The organism is Cytophagaceae bacterium (genome assembly GCA_016722655.1).
GTDB lineage: Bacteria > Bacteroidota > Bacteroidia > Cytophagales > Spirosomataceae > Leadbetterella.
Genome location: JADKIR010000005.1, coordinates 1,017,475 through 1,034,304 on the forward strand (window position 1 = coordinate 1,017,475; position 16,830 = coordinate 1,034,304).

Here is a 16,830-nt window from a genome sequence, read left to right on the forward strand (position 1 = left end):
TTAAATAAAATTTGAAAGAATTAATAATGCAAAAACCTATTACCAGGTTCTTTCTTTAAGAATTTCCTGAATTTGTTCCGGTGCCACCGGCAGCTCATTGATATGTTCTTTAAGCCATTGAGAAAAATCCTTCTCGATTTCGGCTGACCAACGGGTATCTATTTGACCTGTGGTATATTTTCCTTCTTTAAGTCTCTGATGGCTAAATTTATCTCTGAGTCTTACCACTTCTGAGGATTTAACAACCTCTTCAGCAAGATGAGGTGGGATAAAAATTACGCCACCCTCACGTCCAAGCACCACATCTCCAGGCATACAAGTAGCATTTCCGATTTTTGTAGGATGATTAATGCCTACCAGGGTAGTATTTAGCCCTCCCGGTTGAGAAGCTGTATTTAGATGGTGACTAGGATGATAGCTTCTAAAATAAGAGGTAAAACCCCCAATTTCTCTTAGTCCATTTAAATCTCTGATGGCACCTTCATATACAATCCCGTTGCCGGTACGGTTAAAAATAGCATTTCCAAGGTTGTCTCCAATGGTTGGGCCATCTTCATAGGCATTAAATTGATCCACTACATATACGTCTCGTTTGACTAAGGTTTCAATAACCCAGGTATTTTGGGCTTTTAATCTGCCATCCTGCTTAATACCTTTATCATCAATGGCTGTTTGAATATCTGGGCGGCCCGGCATAAAAATGGCGGTGACAGCTCTACCGACCAAAACGCTGTCAGGATTGATAGTTTGCCAGTTGCCTTCATATTGATGACGATAATTTTTATTTCGTAAAACTGCCCATGCTTCTTCGTGTGTGACTTTTTTCATTCTGTCGAGGATGGTATCCGGCACTTTAGGCCTTCCGTCAGGAAATCGCTCTCCTTTCCATTCACGGGTAAGTTGAACGAGATAATCTTTCGAAATTTGTTGAGCATTGGAAATCAAAGCAAAAAGGAGCAATGAGACTATGGTAAAAAGTCTGGTCATTTTTTTATAAAGAATGGTTGAATAATGTACAAATGTGCAAATATTTATTTTGTTAAACTTTCAAATTTTCCCGCCGTATGATTTTGTAATAATTCCTCAATTTTTAAAAAGTCTAAAAAGAACGTTTAGTAAAAACTTCAAAAAAAAAAGACTGTCAGAGACAGTCTTTTTTTTATTATTAATTTATTGTATTATTTAATATCCCGGGTTCTGATCTTTTGGTTCAATTTTCGGATTATTATCGATTTCAGTTTGTGGAAGTGGTAACAATTCATGTTTGCTGGCTTTGAAATAAGTAATTGGCTCAGTTGTCAATTTCTTATTTTTTCTCCATCTCAAAATGTCAAGGTTACGAACTTGTTCAGCAGATAATTCAACAAATCTTTCGTGTTGGATAGCCTCAAAAACTTTTGCTTTGCTATCGCAAGGATAGTTTGCTGTAGGATAAGCTGGCATTGCAACAGAAGCTCTAGCTCTAACCTGATTCATCAAAGAAATTGCTTTTGCAGAATTACCTAATTCGTTTTCACATTCGGCCAACATCAAAAGTACATCAGCATAACGCATAACTCTCATGTTGATACCACTGGTTGCAAAACCTGAGTTACTTTTATAAAGTAAAGAGTATTTTCTCCAGCTGATTTTGAAAGTTTTTCCATCCAATTGTGAAGAATTACCCTGAACAGCAGCATCCGAAATCACGTCATTACCATTATTGAATTTATCACCAGCTTTCCAGAAAGACATATCATATCTCGGATCATTTTTGGCATCTCCTTTTACAGTTCTTTCGTAGTTGTCAATCATTTTGTTAGAAGGAATCAGGTTTCTCCAGCCAATAGGTGAATACTCCTGAGTTCTGATGGTTTCTTCCTGTACACTGTTACCATCTCCGTCTGGTCCACTCCAGTTGAAAGCACCATTTGATTGAGAGAAAACAATTTCAAAAATTGACTCTGAATTAAATTCTCCTTCTGCGTTGGTTAAATCAAGGTAGTTATCAACTAATTTAAATCTACCTGAATTTACAACTTTCTCCAATTCAGCTTTAGCACTTGCATAGTCACCCATTTGAAGATAAGTACGAGCAAGAAGGGTCTGAGCAGCAGCTTTAGTAGCTCTTCCCAAGTTTTTAGCGTCATAGCTTTCTGGCAATAAACCCTCAGCAGCTTTAAGGTCAGTTATTACTTGTTTGTAAACTGTTTCCTGAGTTGATTTGGGCTGAGCATCTTCAACAGATTTGGCAAATTCAATATAAAGAGGTACACCACCCCAAAGCGTGGCTAACTCAAAATATCCCCACGCCCTTAAGAATTTTGCTTCTCCGGTTACTCTGTTTTTAATTGCTTCAGAAAAACCTGCATTAGTTTTTAATCCACTCTCAATAACAACGTTGGCACGGTGAATCGTTCTGTACCATCCTGTATAAACTGAGTTAGCAACAGGGTTTGATGCATCATTAACTCCTATCAACAATTGGTTACGAGGAGCTTCTAACTGTCCACCACCTGTTGACATTTCATCACTCCTAAGGTCATGAGTAAAAAACCACTCCCTTGCACCCAAACCGAAACCTTGAACTGTAGCATAGGCAGAGTTAACACCAGCAATTAGTTCATTATCGTTAGAATAGTAAGTATCAAAGGTCACACCGTTGGGGTTCACTTTATCCAAACTTGATTTTTCGCAGCTAATCACTACTGCCAGGATAATAGCACCTGTTAATATTAATACTTTTTTCATTTCAAATATTTTTTTAGAATTTGTGTTTAACAAAATTTTAAATTTTAATTAAATCCTAAGTTAACACCCACAGTAAGTGTACGAGCCTGAGGATACATTCCATAATCAACTCCATTAGTAAGTAAGTTACCGTTTCTGGATGCGATTTCCGGATCAAAACCTGTATATTTAGTAAATGTTAATAGGTTTTGACTTGTGAAGTAAATTCTGGCTTTTGTCAGAACATTATTGGTAAGACTTGAAATTTTCGAAGGTGAAAGCGTATAGCCAACTGTTAAGTTTTTAAGTCTTAAATATGAACCACTTTCGATAAAACGATCAGAAGTTCTTGAATTCTGATTTGGATCACCACTTACTGCTCTTGGTACATCTGTGTCTGTGTTAGTAGGGGTCCAGGCATCTAAAACATCGGTTGAAGCATTGAATAATCTAAGCATACCTTGTCCCAATACTTTTGTTCCATTGTATATTTTATTTCCATAAACTCCCTGGAAGAATACACCGAAGTCAAAGTTTTTGTATGTACCAGAATAATTCAAACCATAAGAGAATTTAGGCAAATAGCTTCCTAGATAAGTTCTGTCACTTGCATCAATTTTACCATCACCGTTCAAATCTTTAAATTTAATATCACCTGCTTTAGTGCTTTCATTTTGATATGGAGTAGTTGAATTTCCATCTTTTCCATTGGCAGCCGAAATCTCAGCTTCATTTTGGAAGATGCCTTCTACCTGCCATCCATAAAATGATTGAAGTGGTTGACCAGCTTCAGTACGAGTAATATCAAAACCACCAAAGTCAGCATTGTTACCGGCATTTAAGGTTGCATTAGGTGTAGCAAGGCTTAAAACTTTGTTTCTTATCAGGTCAAAAGTTCCTGTCAATGTTGATTTCAAATCTTTTTTATCGATGTGATATCCTAGAGAAAGTTCAAAACCTTTGTTTTGCATACTACCCACGTTAGCTAATGGACTATTTGAATAACCCATAGATTCAGGTAGAGGAACTCTTAGAAGAAGACCGTCAGTTTTACGTATATAAGCTTCTGTTGACAAGCTAATTTTGTTGTTAAACAATGAAACATCCAAACCTATGTTTTTCATTGTTGTTTCTTCCCAACTCAAGCCACCATTACCCAAGCTATTAAAGTATGAACCCAGGTTTGTACCATCATTACCAACAGGATAAATAGTATTATTGGCAGAAACCAATGGCTGCCAGTCATAATCACCTATTGAGTTATAACCAGTTACACCAATACTACCTCTTAATTTCATTTCTGAAATTGCAGGTACATCTTTCATAAAGGCCTCTTCACTTAACCTCCAACCCAATGATAATGAAGGGAAAGTACCCCATTTGTTACCAGGAGCAAATTTAGAAGAACCATCACGACGAACAGATGCACTTAAAAGGTATTTGCTATCATATTCATAATTCAATCTTCCCACATATGAAATCAAAGAGTTTTCATTGGTAGCAGTATTACCACTTACATTGGAAGCTCCCTGAATCTGTTGAATATTATTATCCGGTCTTTGACCTGTGAGATTAATTGAAGTAAATTTAGCGTCTTGTCTTTCAGCAACAGCAGTTACATTGATAATGTTTTTACCGATTGTCTTGTCAAAGTTCAATTGATTTGTAAACACTTTTGAGAAGAACTGTCCCCTATTTTGGCTCAATTCAGCCGTTTGACGACTACGGTTTCCATCATTATATATAGGAACGAAACCTGTAAAAATTGAATTGGCATAGTCACCACCAGCCGTAAACTTGTATTTCAGCCAATTGGTAAATTTAATTTCAGCATACAGAGTTCCCAACATTTTATAAGATCTGTCTTTCTGATCTTTTTGTTCTTGAACAGCAATACGCATTGGGTTTTCAGGGTCAGTAGCATCAAGTCCCTGAGCAGTTGTACTGTAACCACCCAATTTAGTTGGATCACTTACTGGCCAGTAAGGGGTCATACGCATGATATTCATAATCATACTTCTACCACCAGCATCTCTCTCAGCTATACGATTATCAGATGAAATCATCAAGGTCTGACCTACTGATAAAAACTTAGCTAATTGATGATCTGAGTTAAGTCTAAGGTTTTGACGTCCATATTCTGTAAATGGTAAAATACCTTCTTGTTTGAAATTACCAAATGACATATAGAATTTTGATTTGTCAGTTCCACCGCCCAATGAAAGTTGAGTACTGTTAATAGGGCCTTTTTTAAACATTACATCTTGCCAGTCAGTTTCTGTCTGAGCAAAAGTAGTTGTTGCTCCCGGATAGATTGGCGTGTTCATATTTGAAAAACGAGCAGGAATTGGTTGTCCTGAAGCCGAAAGCAAAGCAGTACCGTATTTGATATATTCCGCACTATTAAGCAGATCAAGAGTTTTCCATGCTTGTTGAGTACCAATGTAAGAATCTAAGCTTATGCTCAATTTACCAGATTTCCCTTTTTTGGTAGTAATCAAAACTACACCATTGGCAGCTCTTGATCCATAAATGGCCGATGCACTGGCATCTTTCAAAACCTCGATTGACTCGATATCACTTGGAGCAATAGTGTTAAGACCACCAGCAGGAACACCATCAATCACATATAATGGATTTGGGTTTAAGCTGATTGATCCTACCCCTCTGATACGAACAGTTGGTTCAGCACCAGGGCTACTGTTGTTAACAATAGATACCCCTGCTATACGACCTTGCATAGCTTGTGGAGCACTGATTACAGGTTGAGTAGTCAAATCTTTGTTGGTAATAGAAGATACAGCACCAGTAAGTGTTGATTTTTTCTGAGTACCATAACCTACTACAATAATCTCGTCCATCAGACTTTCATCTACAACCAATGATACGTTGATTTCTTTTTGGGCTCCTACTTTAACTTCCTGAGATTTATATCCCAAAAAGCTAAATACCAAAACCGATTCACTGGTAGCTTTTACTTCGTAGCGGCCTTCATTGTCGGTTACAGCACCTGTAGTGGTACCTTTTACCAGGACATTGACACCTTGAAATCCTTCTCCATTTTCATTCTTTACCACACCTTTGACCTGAGCCATTATGGAAGTAAAAGAAAACAGAAAGAGAACTAAAACAGGCAGTAGCCTTATTGACTTTCTCAATACGGCATTTTCTAAGGTTGTTTTGTAATTGTACAACATCATGTTTAAAATGTTTGAATAAATGAAAAAAATATAATTATGAGTAAGAGATCCGCTGGAGTTTATTTAGGCATTTTCTAGTGATTGAATAATTTTTAAGGTTTTATTTTTAATTTTTTTTAATATGTGTCAAATTTACACGAAAAAATAATTCCAAAAAAGAAATGTTGATTTTTTTTCACAAAATGGTATTATTTTGCTACAGATTTTAGTGCAACATGAAAAATTTAATTAAAAAATTAAAATTGTAATATTATCAAAGGTCAAGCTTATGAAATCTATAATTGCTCTTTTCGCTTTTGTTTTCATTTTTGTTGGATGTAAATCAAAATCTGATTCTATGTTTGAGAAATTATCTTCCTCTGAAACTGGGATTGATTTCAAAAATTTGATGAAACCAACAGATGATTTGAACGCTTTTACATTCACTAATTTTTACAATGGAGGTGGAGTAGGAATAGGTGATTTCAATAAGGATGGCTTAAAAGATGTGTTCTTTTCCGGCAATCAGGTTAGCTCAGAATTATTTCTGAATAAAGGAAAAATGAAGTTTGAAAAAATTACAGAAAGAGCAGGAATCAAAACCGACAGATGGTGCAATGGTGTTTCAATTGTAGATATTAATAATGATGGTTGGGATGATATTTATATTGCAGTAGCAGTGCATAAATCTATGACCAAAACACAAAACCTGCTTTTTATTAATCAAAAAACAGCTATTCCAACTTTTAAAGAACAAGCCAAAGAATATGGATTGGACTATTCAGGCTATACCACTCAATCTGTCTTTTTTGATTATGATCTCGATGGTGACCTCGATGTATTTCTTCTTAATACTTCACCTGATACCCAAAACCCCAGTTATAACCGTGTTGCTATCAACGATGGAACACACCCCTCAGCAAGTAAGCTTTTTCAAAATAATAAAACTGAGAATGGTCACCCTGTATTTAAAGATGTATCGGTTAAAGCTGGAATAGTATATGAAGGGCTGGGACTTGGTGTAGTAGTAAGTGATTATAATAATGATAATATGCCCGATATTTATTGTTCCAATGACTTCCTCAGTTCAGATGTACTTTACCTCAATAATGGAGATGGAACTTTCCGGAATGTGGTTAAGGAGTCAATGCCACATACGGCAATGTCTGGAATGGGAATGGACGCTGCTGATATCAATCAGGATGGCAAGGTGGATATCTTTCAGCTAGATATGATGCCGGAAGAAAATGAACGCCAAAAACAAATGCTGGGCAGGCAGGATTATGACCGGAAAGAAATTAGCATTAATCCGCCATTTAATTTCCAATTGCAATACATGAGAAATATGCTTCAGGTTAATCTTGGAAATCAAAATGGTATTCCACAATTTAGCGAGAATGGTCTTTTGGCTGGGATTGCAAAAACCGACTGGAGCTGGAGTGCCTTGATTTGTGATCTTGATAACGATATGCTCAAAGACATTTTTATTTCAAATGGTTACCGTAAAAATGTAACGGATCTGGATTTCATCAGTTACTACCGAAACAACGATATGTTTGGTTCAGACAGGGCAAGAACCCAAAACCGAAAGAATTTGGTGGAGAAAGTTCCGGAGATTCCACTCAAAGATTATGCTTATAGAAATAAAGGAAAAATGAATTTCGAGAATGTTTCGGAAGCATGGGGATTAGATGAATTATCATTTTCCAATGGAACAGCTTACGCTGACCTCGACAATGACGGTGATCTGGATTTGATTGTGAATAATATTGACAATGAGGCTTCTGTTTTTAAAAATAAAACAGATATAAAATCAAAAAATCATAGCCTGTCAATTGATTTTGAAGGAAGCCAAATAAACCCTGGCGGAATAGGTGCAAAAGTTACTGCATTTGTTGGTGAAGAAAAACTTCATTTTGAAAATTTTCCGGTCAGAGGATATTTATCGAGTATGTATAAAGAACTTATTATAGGATTAGGTCAAAACCATCAGGTGGATTCATTGTTGGTCACCTGGCCTGATGGAAAAAGTCAGACATTTAAAAATCTGGACAGCACTTTAAAAAAGTTGACTCTAAAATATGTGGATGCTGGATTAGAAAATGGAATAAAAAATTCAATCTCACCTTATTTTACGTCTGTTGAAAATATCATTAATTTTGAACACCGAGAATCAGATTTTTTGGATTTTAATGAAAATGCAGCTTTGCATAAAATGCTCTCACGTTTTGGGCCGGTGGTTGCAAAAGGTGATATAAACAGTGACGGACTTGAGGATATTGTTATTGGAGGGGCATTTAGAGGCACTGAAACTTTGATTTTTGCACAAAATAAAATAGGCACTTTCAGTAAAGTACAGGACATTGCAACTTCAAAGGAAATGGAAGTAGGTGCATTAAGGCTTTTTGATGCCGATTCTGATGGAGATCAGGATTTGATAATTACTGGAGGGAGCTGTGAATCGCCTCTTGAAAACCCAATAGCATTTCAACCTCAACTTTGGATAAATGATGGCAAAGGAAAATTTACTAAAAATGGAAATTTGCCCAAGATGAATGTCAGTTGCCAGGTTATTGAGCCTTTGGATTATGACCGAGATGGTGATCTGGATTTGTTTTTAGGAGGCCGAATAACTCCTTACCAATACCCAAAAGAAGCCGACAGCTACATTCTAAAAAATGAAAATGGTAAATTTACTGATGTGACTGCTCGTGTGGCACCCTTTCTGAAAAATTTCGGAATGGTATGCGATGCCGCAATTGGAGATTTCGACCATGATGGTTGGATAGATCTGGCGACCGTTGGAGAGTGGATGCCGCTTACAATTCTAAAAAACAATAAAGGAATTTTTAAAGCAAAGACTAATGAAAACACTGAAGGCTGGTGGAATAGTTTGGAAGCTGTTGATATTAATAATGATGGCTTTTCTGACCTGATACTAGGCAATGAAGGCCTCAATTCATTTTACAGGGCCTCAACTGACCAACCGATGGTGATGATAGCCAAGGATTTTGATAATGACAAAAAGATGGACCCGGTTATGGGGCATTATTTAAAAGGCAAATTGGTACCTGTCCATCCAAGAGAGAACCTTAACTTGCAAATCAATAGCTTCAGAAAGAAATTTATCACTTTCAAAGATTACTCAATGGCAAGGTTTGATGACCTTTTTACCGAAGAGGAAAAGGAAGGGGCAATAAAAAAACAGGCCAAAATGCTTCTAAGCAGCTTCGCATTAAATAATAAGAAAGGAGAATTTGAAATTAAAGCTCTACCCTGGCAAGCACAGCAATCGCCTGTTTTTTCTATTATTTCTGAAGATTTCAATCATGATGGAAAAGTTGACCTGCTTTTAAGCGGGAGATTTTATCCCAATGAAGCACATCAGGGAAGACAAGATGCTTCCAGAGGAGTTTTGTTGCTGGGTAATGGAAAAGGAGATTTTAAGGCTATTGATTTTGAAAACTCCGGTCTCAACTTTCAAGGCGACACCCGTAAATCATTATTTTTTAAAACCTCGGGAACACTCCTGACTTTCTGTAATTCAGGTAAAGCTGAATCATATATTTTAAAACCGAATAAAATAAAAAGTAAAACCAAGTAGGATATTGAAATGAAAAACAATTTTTAAAATGTAAAAAAAAGACGCTGTTTTTTAAACATGCGTCTTTTTTTTAGGCAATAATTCAATTTTAATGGGCTCTAAAATTCCATTTAGAATTGTCACTATTGAAATCAAATTTACCAAGTGTTGGAGTACTGTCTCCCGAAGAAATCAGGGCCAATTTTTCGTTTGAATTAGGTACAACTTTCGGCATAATTCTATAAGTACCATCTATAAGTTGGTCAATCCTCCATAATTGTTCTGCTGCTCCGGTAAATGTCGGAACTGTAATTAATTCGGCAGCTGCAGTGGCAGCCAGAGCACGATCGGTACCAGCAATCACAATTTTATAATACTGACCTCCAGGGTTGCCACCGCCATCAGGCACTGCAGTAATCGTCCATTTTTGGTGTGGTCTTGCTATATAATCACCAGCCCTCACTCCTATTTCACCTTTTGGCCAGGTGTCAATTACATCTTTTAGCTCTTGAGAAGGTACAGGTTTAATCGGTTCGTTGGGGTCACGAGGGCCACGGAAACCACCAGGCATACGAACAAAATCCACTATCAGTTCAAGACCATATCCACGACGTTCAGATTCTATTTGGAAGGTACCTTCTTTAAAAAGTTCACCGCCCATAGGCCAGCCATTTTTCCAAAGTAAAGGGCGAATAGCCAATACACTTCGTCCACTTTGATCTAAGTCAGCTTCATAATGAAGGGACATTTTCTCAACACCTTCATCAATTTTCCAGTGACCGAAGTGTCCCGCACCATTCACTCTTCCACCACCTGAGCCAAGTACCATTTTTCCTCCGCCTTTGAGCATATCTCTTCCCATATTGTCAATATAAGGACCGGTTACCTTTTTTGATCGACCCACCACAATATTATATGTGGAATTGGCTCCATCACAACAAGTACCATGGGTTCCAAGCAAATAATACCAGCCATCACGGTACATTAATGCAGAAGCTTCGCAGTCAATAGCAACATCTATTGCTTTGTTTCCCTCGACTCTTTTACCCGTTTTGGGGTCTAATTCCACAAGTCTGATAAATCCAAAATATGTACCATAACTTAACCAAAGCCTACCATCAGTAGGGTCCAATAATAAACCCGGGTCAATGGCATCGCAATCTTCTTTTCCGTCAGAAGATGCCACCACTATGGCTTCAGTATATTTGAAATCGGGGGATTTTGGATCAAGGGTTTTATTCCACATGGTCAATATTCTACCATTGTGTCCACCACCGAGACCTCCGCCAGTTGCTCCATATGCAATAAGATAGCGATCGCCTATTTTTACTGCATCAGGTGCAGCTCCTCCACCGGGTCTTTCTCCTCCCGGGTTCCATGTCCATCCATCTTCTGATACCAAACCGCCACCCCGGGTACCAAATGTGTAATATTTTCCATCTGACTCCATTATAGTAGAAGGATCGTGAATAAATGGTTTGCCAATTTGGGCATTAATTTCAAAAGATAAACACCCTATTAGTAGGGTCAGTTTGGCAATATTTTTTATATTAAATTTCATAATAAACTTATTTAAAAATTAAGATTTTAAGAGCGAATATTCAATTCTCACTCGCAGGAAATAGAAATGTCTTTGATTGGTTGACCGTTTTCATCTAAGAATCTAACGCAGAAATCACTCATACCCGGACCATTTATGATTGCTCCCCTTAAAACATTCCGACCTTTGTTAAGTGTCAAACGATTAGAAACTACATCATCCATCACCATACGTCTATCACCGGAAAGAAGGGTTGCTTCCTTGCCATTTAGCCACCACATTGAAGCTGAGTTTGAGCCAACAGCCAAGCGTACATTTTTCATTTCACGAGGGCTATCAATTACAGTAACCCCCCAAAACAGCACCCCATAAACGGGTTTATAAAGCCCATAAGCAAACCGAAAAAGTTTCACATTATAATTGGTGCTTTCCAAAGCATGCCAGGCAAGCTCCTGGTCGCCTGCTTTTACTTTTTCGCCATCTTTTGGCATAATTGTAAATTGATTTGGAAAATACTCTTTTGCAAAGTTTTCCCGCAAATAACTATCGGTAAAAACTGTATTGCCACGATTGGGTTTACTTATGGGTTCCAGCAACATCCAACGTTGAATAAATCCCTCATTGTCAGGATACTTTAACTTACTGGTAGCTTTTACAAAATACGGTGAAAGGCTCCGGGTAGTATCAGTATTTACAGAATTATTGGTTGGGAGAGTTGATGCAGATTTGCATCCCTGAAATACCAAGCCTGTAAAAAATAACACACCAGTTGCCAGTGACAAATGTTTAAAAAAAGAATTCATAAAAAATTATGTTTAAGAATGGTTGAAAAAACTTTAAAAAAACTGTAAAACAGTTTAAAAAATCCCATAAATCAGTCAATTACCGAAATCTGGGAACAGGATAGAATCAGACAAGAAAGTCAACTTAAACAATCTTACTCACAAGCATTTTTTAGTAATTCCAATGACTTTCTCATGTCACTTTGAAGGGATTTGTTAAGATATTTTTTGAATAATTTTAGCAACAGGCCTTCCATACTTTCAGTTACCGTGACCTTAGTTTTCCCTTTTAAATCTACAAAAACCCAATTGTGTACAGCATATAGCCCAAATGCTTTTCCGGTCCACCCGATTTGGAAATATGGAATTACGGTATGTAAAGTCGATTTTATGGGCATACCACCTGCAACCCAGTTAAAAGTAGTGTCGGCTTTTAAAGGACCGTTGATTTTGGCTTTTTTGACCATAGTCAACCATTTTGGCCAGCTATCGATGTCGGCTAGTTTTTCCCAAACCAATTGGGTTTCGGCATCAATTGTTATTGATTCCGTAGCATAAAACGGAGCATTTTTATTAACGTCAATCATTTCTATCTGAGATTTATTGTTGGAATTGTATTTTCCGGTTAAAAGCTTCCATACAATTTTTTAACAGGAAAAATTGGGGCAGACTTAAGATTCCACCCCAGATTTTTTATTTGAATAATAACTGAGAAAATAAATACAAATCATGTCTCCAAACCGGCCAGGTGTGTCCACCGGCATATTCGCTGTAACGGTATTTTACACCCATTTCATCAAATTTTTTCATCATTATCTGGCAGTTGGCATGAGCTATATCTTCCACACCACCTTGTGAAATCCAGAATTCCTTGATATTGGAATTGATTTTGTCTTTATTGGCTTGCATATATTGATACTGAGGATCAGATAGTTGTGTATTGTTCGCCCACCAACCAGAGCTAAATACTCCCAAATAATTGAATACATCTGAATTTCTCACTCCGGCATGGAGAGTTTGCAGACCACCCATTGAAAGTCCGGCCAGAGCACGGTTTTTGGCATCGGCTGATACTTTAAAATTGGCTTCCACAAAAGGAATAACTGCATTTTTTAGTTCATTTTCAAATATATTTAACTGCTGCATTCCAAATCCTGCAATGCCACCGGGACCAGAGAAATTTCCATCCATCATCACGATAACCATAGGTTTGGCTTTGTTTTCGGCAATCAAATTATCCAAAATCAAATCGGTTTTACCTTGTATTGCCCAACCTCTCTGGTCTTCGCCACCTCCATGTAACAGATACATTACCGGAAATTTCTCACTGGCATTTTCATATCCCGGAGGCGTATAAACATACATTTCACGCCAGCTATTGGTCACTTTTGAGTAATATTTTTTGATTCTAATGTCACCGTGGGGCACATCTTTCATCGCATAAAAACCACCTTCATTATAAGGAATTTCGATTCCGGAAGCCATACGCCCCATACCATAGAAAGATTCACTGGCGGGGTCAGCCACGGCAACGCCATCAATCAATAAAGAATAATAGTGAAAACCACGGCTTACCGAATCAGTAGTGACGTTCCAGAAGCCTTCACTGTCTTTTACCATATCGTATTTTTTGCCCAAATCAATCTGAACCTTTTGAGCTTCAGGTGCTTTGACTTTGAAAATCACACGATTGTCCGGCAAAATCTGAGGGAATTTTCCGTTTCTGATATTGGTGGCAGCACCTGTACCCAGCACCGAATATTTTGTAAAAGATGACTGATCTACAGGCTTAAACAATAATTGTGAAAACATGTAGAGTCCGTTTTTCCAAACTTTAAAATCATGAACACCAGCCTCGAGATAATAGATATGCGGCACATTGTTTTCGTACAAATAATCATGTGTGCGTTTGCTGAAAGTGATTAATCCATCGGCATCACCGCAGGATATCCAAAGAACCTTCAATATTTTTCTGGCTTTTTCAGGATCCGGAACCAAATCTTTGGGTGCTTTTGTATTTGGAGCTGAAGAAAAACCTCCAACCCAGGCAAATTTATCAAGATTTCCCAATCCAAAATTGAGGGATTGACCTCCGCCCATGGAAAGGCCAGCTATGGCCCGACTTTCACGGTCGGCAATAACAGGGTATTTTTTTTCAATAAATGGAATAAGGTCATTTAACAGATCTTTTTCAAAAGTGGCAAAAGCTTCCACTTTATCTTTTTCAAAAATATTACCTACGGCCCGGTCATCTTTCATAGCTCTGCCATTAGGCATCACTACAATCATCGGTTGCAATTTACCATCGGCGTAGAGGTTGTCAAGAATTTGCTGAGGTTTGGCACCATTGAGCCATTCTTTTTCATCACCACCAATACCGTGAAGGAGGTATAAAACCGGGTATTTTTTCTTTTTGTCAAAACCAGGAGGCGTATAAACCAAGGCTTTACGGGTAGAGCCTACTGTTTTGGATGCATATTTGATACTGTCGAGTTTGCCTGTTAGGATGCCACTTCTTAGTTCTTCAAATCCTTTTGGCATCTCCATATTTTGTGCAAATGCCGCCAACTGGCATAGCATAATGCTCAGGATTAAATAAATCTTTCTTTTCATGATATAATAATTAAATAAATGATGGGTTATTTGACAGGTTCTATGATCCGGTAATTTCCGCTCAGGTGCATCAAGCTAAAGAGATACATCAAACCGTCGTAATAAGGATCGAAGTATCCGTCCGCATAAGGTTTTAGCTGAGCATTCCAGATTTCCTTCACAAAATCTTTGTCTTTCTTTATCAAGGTCGTGGTAGCCGCAGTAGAAACCAGGCCTATAGAATGTCTGAGTTTTGCCTCAGAACCAGCTTTCAGGATAAATTCGGGTTTGGTGCCGTCAATATTAAACTGGTCGTCGTAGGTATCAAGGCCTTTTGATTTCAGGAAATTCTGGAATCGACCGGCATAATCTTCCTGCCATTTTTTGTCTTTTCCAAACCATGCATAATCCATTGCGATGTTCATGGGTACTCGCCACGAGTCATATCTGAACCCTGCTGGCATCCATCGGGTAGGATGAGGCTGGCCATTAAACTCAGTATAGTCGGAATTTAAACCGGTGACAGGGTGACAGGCACGCTTGAAAAATGCTCTGGAGGTATCGGCCACTGCTTTATAGAAATCTTCATGGCCGTCTTTTGCATATTTGGCCCATACTTCCATAAATGCCGGTACATGATAGGAAGGGTCGGTCCAAGAGTATCCAAACCTATCTGGCACGAAGGTGATTTGCTTGTGCTCTGTGTTGAAAATATTATAGACGTTGTTCTTGCCGTCTTTTTTCCACATGGCGTCCAGAATACGGCGGGCTTCCTTGTGATAATCTATACCTGAGTCATTTCCCCATCGGTTGGCAGCAAAAAGTAAGCTTGTCACATAATACAGCTCGCCATCAGAAGCTGAACCCGGAGAGTTTTGCTTCATCGTTTTTGGATTGATACTCCAGGCAAAATATCCTTCGCGAGGCCCGCTTTGGTGTTGCGTATATTTTTTTGACCAACGCCAGATACGATCAAAAACTTCTTTCTTGTCTAACTGTACTGCCACCATCATTCCGTAGGAAAGGCCTTCTGTACGTGCATCGTTGTTTTTTATATCTGAAACATAGGCCATAGAATCACCCACTTCAAAATATATTTTATCAGGCCCTTCAAAAAGATCAGAATACGCCTTTTGCAGCTTTTTATCTATGTCTTTTTGTTTATAACCATGTTCCTTAAATACATTTCTGTATTCCGGTTTTTGAGCATTTAACGAAAATGCCATAATAAACAATAAACCCAAAAGCCAGGATGACTTTTGAGGTTTATTGAATGTTTTATCGAAAGGATAATTCATGAATATCAATTAAGATGTTATTTAAAAAGGTTTTGAGCCATTTGATGAAGAGCTCTTCTCCATGACAAAAATTCATGAGCTGTGCCTTCTGAAATATATCCTTCAGCATTAAATCCTGCCGCTTTTAGTTCTTCAGCAGCTTTTCTGATTCCATCAGGACGCTCTTTACTTCCACAACTCAAATGGATAAAAATGGGTTTTATTTTATCTTTGAAGTCAGCAGATGCATAAGTACCGCCACTCAAAAGTCCAAATGACCCGAAAACCTCAGGTTTGTTCAAAGTGATGGTTTTAGTTTCCATTCCTCCCATCGAAAGGCCGGCCATGGCTCTTTTTTCTCTTGTGGCTATGGTTCTGAAATGGCTGTCAACATAAGGAACGAGTTCATCAACCAAGACGGTTTGGAATGGTTTGATGTCAAATTCACGGATTTTGCCAAACTTCACTTCGTTTGTCATACCATAAGTGTTAACGATGATGAAAGGTTTGATTTTGCCCTCGGCAATAAGGTTATCCATGATGAGATTGGCATGTCCCTGGTTCATCCATGCGGTTTCGTCCTCTCCCCAGCCATGTTGAAGATATAGCACCGGGTATTTTTGTTTGCCTTTTTCATATCCCGGAGGCGTATAAACAAATGCTCTGCGGGAAGTACCTGTACTTGGTGAAGGAAACAGCACTTGCTGTACATGGCCATGAGGAACGTTTTTCAGGGCATAAAAATCCTGGTCTTTGGCGGGAATCTCTATTCCACTTTCCCACCTGATAGAACCATAATAGTTTTTGGCACCCGGATCATTAAATTTTCCGCCATCAATATTTACATTGTAATAGTGGAAACCTTCATCCATTGGTCCTTCGGTAGTGCCTTCCCAGTAGCCGTCAGCATTTTTTTTGAGTCTGGTACCACCCCGACCTCCAAGACCCAGGCTAACTTTTACACTGTCGGCAGCTGGTGCCAGAATTTTAAAACGGGCATATCCCTGCGAGTTTACCATGGGATATTCCTGACCGGGCTGGTTCATAACAGAAGGTTTGAAGTCTTCAGCAATCTGAGCCTGTGCCCACACCATACTTGCTGTAAATAAGGTGCTTAATGCGATTTTTAAAACGTTTTTTTTCATTTGTAGAATGGTTGAGAATAAAT

At 38.1% G+C, this 16,830-nt stretch carries 9 protein-coding genes and 1 pseudogene; 1 reads left to right on the plus strand and 9 read right to left on the minus strand.

The window, feature by feature from the left end:
- Positions 1–39 precede the first annotated feature (39 nt).
- The 3 genes from IPP61_20295 to IPP61_20305 all read right to left on the minus strand — a co-directional run bounded on the left by IPP61_20295 (position 40) and on the right by IPP61_20305 (position 5,906).
- Complete coding sequence (locus IPP61_20295) at positions 40–987, minus strand: RraA family protein (protein MBL0327468.1); 948 nt, start codon at positions 985–987, stop codon at positions 40–42.
- A 195-nt stretch (positions 988–1,182) separates the two neighbouring features.
- The gene (locus IPP61_20300; protein MBL0327469.1) at positions 1,183–2,730 is read right to left on the minus strand and encodes a RagB/SusD family nutrient uptake outer membrane protein; all 1,548 of its coding nucleotides are present in this window, start codon (positions 2,728–2,730) and stop codon (positions 1,183–1,185) included.
- Between the two features lie 44 nt (positions 2,731–2,774).
- Positions 2,775–5,906 (minus strand): TonB-dependent receptor, encoded by a 3,132-nt coding sequence (locus tag IPP61_20305; protein ID MBL0327470.1) that lies wholly within the window; start codon positions 5,904–5,906, stop codon positions 2,775–2,777.
- Between the two features lie 271 nt (positions 5,907–6,177).
- Here IPP61_20305 and IPP61_20310 point away from each other — a divergent pair, with 271 nt between their 5' ends.
- Positions 6,178–9,492: a VCBS repeat-containing protein gene (locus IPP61_20310; GenBank protein MBL0327471.1), complete on the plus strand. Its 3,315-nt coding sequence runs from the start codon at positions 6,178–6,180 to the stop codon at positions 9,490–9,492.
- 88 nt (positions 9,493–9,580) lie between these two features.
- Here IPP61_20310 and IPP61_20315 read toward each other — a convergent pair whose 3' ends face one another.
- The 6 genes and pseudogenes from IPP61_20315 to IPP61_20340 form a co-directional block, all read right to left on the minus strand.
- A complete protein-coding gene (locus tag IPP61_20315; protein ID MBL0327472.1) occupies positions 9,581–11,032 on the minus strand; it encodes a family 43 glycosylhydrolase in 1,452 nt (483 codons plus the stop codon).
- A gap of 47 nt (positions 11,033–11,079) precedes the next feature.
- Positions 11,080–11,640, minus strand: a pseudogene (locus tag IPP61_20320) (acetylxylan esterase).
- Between the two features lie 308 nt (positions 11,641–11,948).
- Positions 11,949–12,380: an SRPBCC family protein gene (locus IPP61_20325; protein MBL0327473.1), complete on the minus strand. Its 432-nt coding sequence runs from the start codon at positions 12,378–12,380 to the stop codon at positions 11,949–11,951.
- Positions 12,381–12,486: 106 nt separating this feature from the next.
- Positions 12,487–14,406 carry an esterase gene (locus tag IPP61_20330; GenBank protein ID MBL0327474.1) on the minus strand — a complete coding sequence of 640 codons (1,920 nt, stop codon included), beginning with the start codon at positions 14,404–14,406 and terminating at the stop codon, positions 12,487–12,489.
- Positions 14,407–14,432: 26 nt separating this feature from the next.
- Positions 14,433–15,683, minus strand: coding sequence for a glycoside hydrolase (locus IPP61_20335; protein ID MBL0327475.1), 1,251 nt, complete (start codon positions 15,681–15,683; stop codon positions 14,433–14,435).
- 17 nt (positions 15,684–15,700) lie between these two features.
- Positions 15,701–16,807 (minus strand): esterase, encoded by a 1,107-nt coding sequence (locus IPP61_20340; protein ID MBL0327476.1) that lies wholly within the window; start codon positions 16,805–16,807, stop codon positions 15,701–15,703.
- Between the last annotated feature and the right edge of the window lie 23 nt (positions 16,808–16,830).

Coding starts and splice junctions, on each gene's coding strand:
- IPP61_20325 (MBL0327473.1), bottom strand. CDS start 12,380: ATGATTGACGTTAATAAAAATGCTCCGTTTTATGCTACGGAATCAATA.
- IPP61_20340 (MBL0327476.1), bottom strand. CDS start 16,807: ATGAAAAAAAACGTTTTAAAAATCGCATTAAGCACCTTATTTACAGCA.
- IPP61_20335 (MBL0327475.1), bottom strand. CDS start 15,683: ATGAATTATCCTTTCGATAAAACATTCAATAAACCTCAAAAGTCATCC.
- IPP61_20310 (MBL0327471.1), top strand. CDS start 6,178: ATGAAATCTATAATTGCTCTTTTCGCTTTTGTTTTCATTTTTGTTGGA.
- IPP61_20295 (MBL0327468.1), bottom strand. CDS start 987: ATGACCAGACTTTTTACCATAGTCTCATTGCTCCTTTTTGCTTTGATT.
- IPP61_20305 (MBL0327470.1), bottom strand. CDS start 5,906: ATGTTGTACAATTACAAAACAACCTTAGAAAATGCCGTATTGAGAAAG.
- IPP61_20330 (MBL0327474.1), bottom strand. CDS start 14,406: ATGAAAAGAAAGATTTATTTAATCCTGAGCATTATGCTATGCCAGTTG.
- IPP61_20300 (MBL0327469.1), bottom strand. CDS start 2,730: ATGAAAAAAGTATTAATATTAACAGGTGCTATTATCCTGGCAGTAGTG.
- IPP61_20315 (MBL0327472.1), bottom strand. CDS start 11,032: ATGAAATTTAATATAAAAAATATTGCCAAACTGACCCTACTAATAGGG.